This window comes from Amycolatopsis sp. (genome assembly GCF_036008905.1).
In the GTDB taxonomy this organism is placed as follows: domain Bacteria; phylum Actinomycetota; class Actinomycetes; order Mycobacteriales; family Pseudonocardiaceae; genus Amycolatopsis.
This window is the reverse complement of record NZ_DASYMU010000171.1, coordinates 1-2,740: the sequence shown is the minus strand read 5'-3', so window position 1 is coordinate 2,740 and position 2,740 is coordinate 1. Positions and strand designations below refer to the sequence as shown.

Here is a 2,740-nt window from a genome sequence, read left to right as displayed (position 1 = left end):
ACGTGTGAGGTTGGAGCCTACGGGGAAAGCACATAATGGACAGACCATGCGCTTGCTGATCACCTGGTTCCCCACGTCCTGGCTGCCGGCCGGCAATTCTGAGGTACCGCCCGGGTCTTGCCGCAATCCCCCCAGCCCGCCATATGTTGAATGGGTAAGGAGTGGGTCTCCTTGCCTTCGCTGTTTCTCCTCCACTGTGGACGGACGGATTCCTCGCAACTCGGCGAAACGTCTCGTTTGCAAGACATCGGTTCGCCACATTCCGTGACCCCAACCTACCGGGGTGGTCGGCGGAGTCCTGGCGCACGACGGGGAGGTCCGAAGGCCAGTCGGCGGTGAGACCTGTGTCATCCGCTGTGGCGTGCGACGTCGTTTCGGCTAAGTAGAAGAGCATTCCGGGTGGCGGATATTTCGAGAATATCGACTGTCGATCACGGTGGACTTCCAGCATTGATTGACGCCACATAGCCACCATCGGGTGTACGGGACCTGCCGACGCCGCCGTCACGAGGCCGGTAGTCTCCGGCGGGGCGCGCCGGATATCAAGTGCCCGCAGCCGCTCGCCCGGAGGAGATCACCGTGACCGATCGACAGGACGTGACCACGTCGGATACCGGATCCGCATCGGGGTCGGCGGCGGCCCACAGCCCGGGCACGCGTGACACGGTGCGGCTCGCGTTGGTGATCGGCGCGCTCGGCGTGGTGTTCGGCGACATCGGGACCAGCCCCATCTACACCCTCTCGACCGTGTTCAATCCGAGCGATCCGCATCCAGTCCCGATCAACACGGCAAACGTGTACGGGGTGGTGTCGCTCGTGTTCTGGTCGGTGATGATCATCGTGACGGTCACCTACGTGCTGCTGGCGATGCGCGCCGACAACGACGGCGAGGGCGGCATCATGGCGCTGATCACGTTGCTGCGGCGGTGGGGTGCACGGCAAGGCCGGCGGGCGACCGTCGTACTGGCGGGACTGGGCATCTTCGGCGCCGCGCTGTTCCTCGGCGACAGCATGATCACTCCGGCGATCTCGGTGCTGTCGGCGGTCGAGGGCCTCAAGGTCGTCGAGCCGTCGCTGGAAGACCTGATCGTGCCGATCACCGCGGTGATCATCGTGTTGCTGTTCCTGGTGCAGCGCAGGGGGACCGCGACAATCGGCCGGGTGTTCGGGCCGGTGATGATCGCCTGGTTCCTTGCCATCGGCGGGTTCGGGGTGGCCGGCATCGCCGGCCATCCGGAGATCCTCAAGGCGTTGTCGCCGACCTACGCCGTCGGCTTCCTGGTCGGCCATTTCGGCATCGCCTTCTTCGCTTTGGCCGCGGTCGTGCTCGCGGTCACCGGCGCCGAGGCGCTGTATGCCGACATGGGCCATTTCGGCCGCCGGTCGATCACCCGGGGCTGGCTGTTCCTGGTGTTCCCCGCGTGCGTACTGAGCTATCTCGGCCAGGGTGCCCTGATCCTCGACGACCCTGCCAACGTCAGCAGCCCGTTCTTCCTGCTCGTGCCCGGCTGGGGACGGCTGCTGATGGTCCTGCTGGCCACGGCCGCGACGGTGATCGCTTCCCAGGCGGTGATCACCGGAGCGTTCTCCGTCGCCGCGCAGGCCGCTCAGCTCGGTTACCTGCCGCGGTTGCGGGTCGCGCACACCTCGGAGACCGAGCGGGGCCAGATCTACGTGCCGTGGATCAACTGGCTGCTGATGGTCTCGGTGCTCACCCTGGTCTTCGCGTTCCGCACATCGGCGGCGTTGGCCTTCGCGTTCGGGATGGCGGTGACCGGGACGATCACCATCACCACGTTGTTGTTCTTCTGCGTCGCCCGCTGGAAGTGGGGCACGCCGAGGTGGCTGCTCGGCGTCGGTGGCGCGCTGCTGCTGGGGGTGGATCTGCTGTTCCTCGCGGCGAACATGACCAAGCTGGCGCACGGTGCGTGGCTGCCGCTGCTGATCGGTGTCACCGCGTTCACCGTGATGATCACCTGGCAGAGGGGCCGGCGGATCGTCACCGCCGAGCGTGAACGGCGTGAAGGACCGCTGCGGGAGTTCGTCGACGAGTTGCGAAACGGGAAGTCGCCGACGCGGGTCCCCGGTACGGCTGTGTTCCTCAATCGTGGCAAGGAGACCGCGCCGCTGGCCATGCGGGCCAATGTGGACCACAACCATGTGCGGCACGAGCACGTCGTGATCATGTCGATCGAGACCGAGATCGTGCCCCGTGTGCCGGCGGACCAGCGGATCGTCGTCGACGACCTCGGCTACATGGACGACGGGATCACCCACGTCACGGCCAAGTTCGGGTATATGGAGACCCCGGATGTGCCCGCCGCGCTGCGGACGCTCGACCCGGCCGAGACCGAGGGGCAGCTGCAACTCGACGACGCGTCCTATTTTCTGTCGAGGATCGAGCTCCAGCGGGGGGACGCGCCGACCATGGCGCGGTGGCGCAAGCGGCTGTTCATTGCCACCTCCTACATCGCCGCCGATGCCGGTGAGCATTTCGGTCTTCCTCGTGACCGCACTGTCGTCATGGGTTCACACATCGACGTGTAGCAGCGGTTCCGGTCACGCTGTGATCGGCGGCCGCCCATCTCGATGACGCGGATTGTCTCAGCGGTGACGGCCTGGTCAGCCCAGTGACGCGCTCGCTGCCCGCAGTTCGTCCAAGGCCGTCAAGGCGTACGGTGCGAGCTCGTCCGTGGCGTCGCGGTCGGCCTCGGACCACTCGGCGTAGCCCCGCTTGAAG

At 66.2% G+C, this 2,740-nt stretch carries 1 protein-coding gene; it reads left to right on the top strand.

What is annotated here, in order from left to right; translation table 11 throughout:
* The first annotated feature begins 579 nt into the window (after positions 1-579).
* Positions 580-2,547 (top strand): potassium transporter Kup, encoded by a 1,968-nt coding sequence (locus VGP60_RS29165; protein ID WP_327551335.1) that lies wholly within the window; start codon positions 580-582, stop codon positions 2,545-2,547.
* The last annotated feature ends 193 nt before the right edge of the window (positions 2,548-2,740 follow it).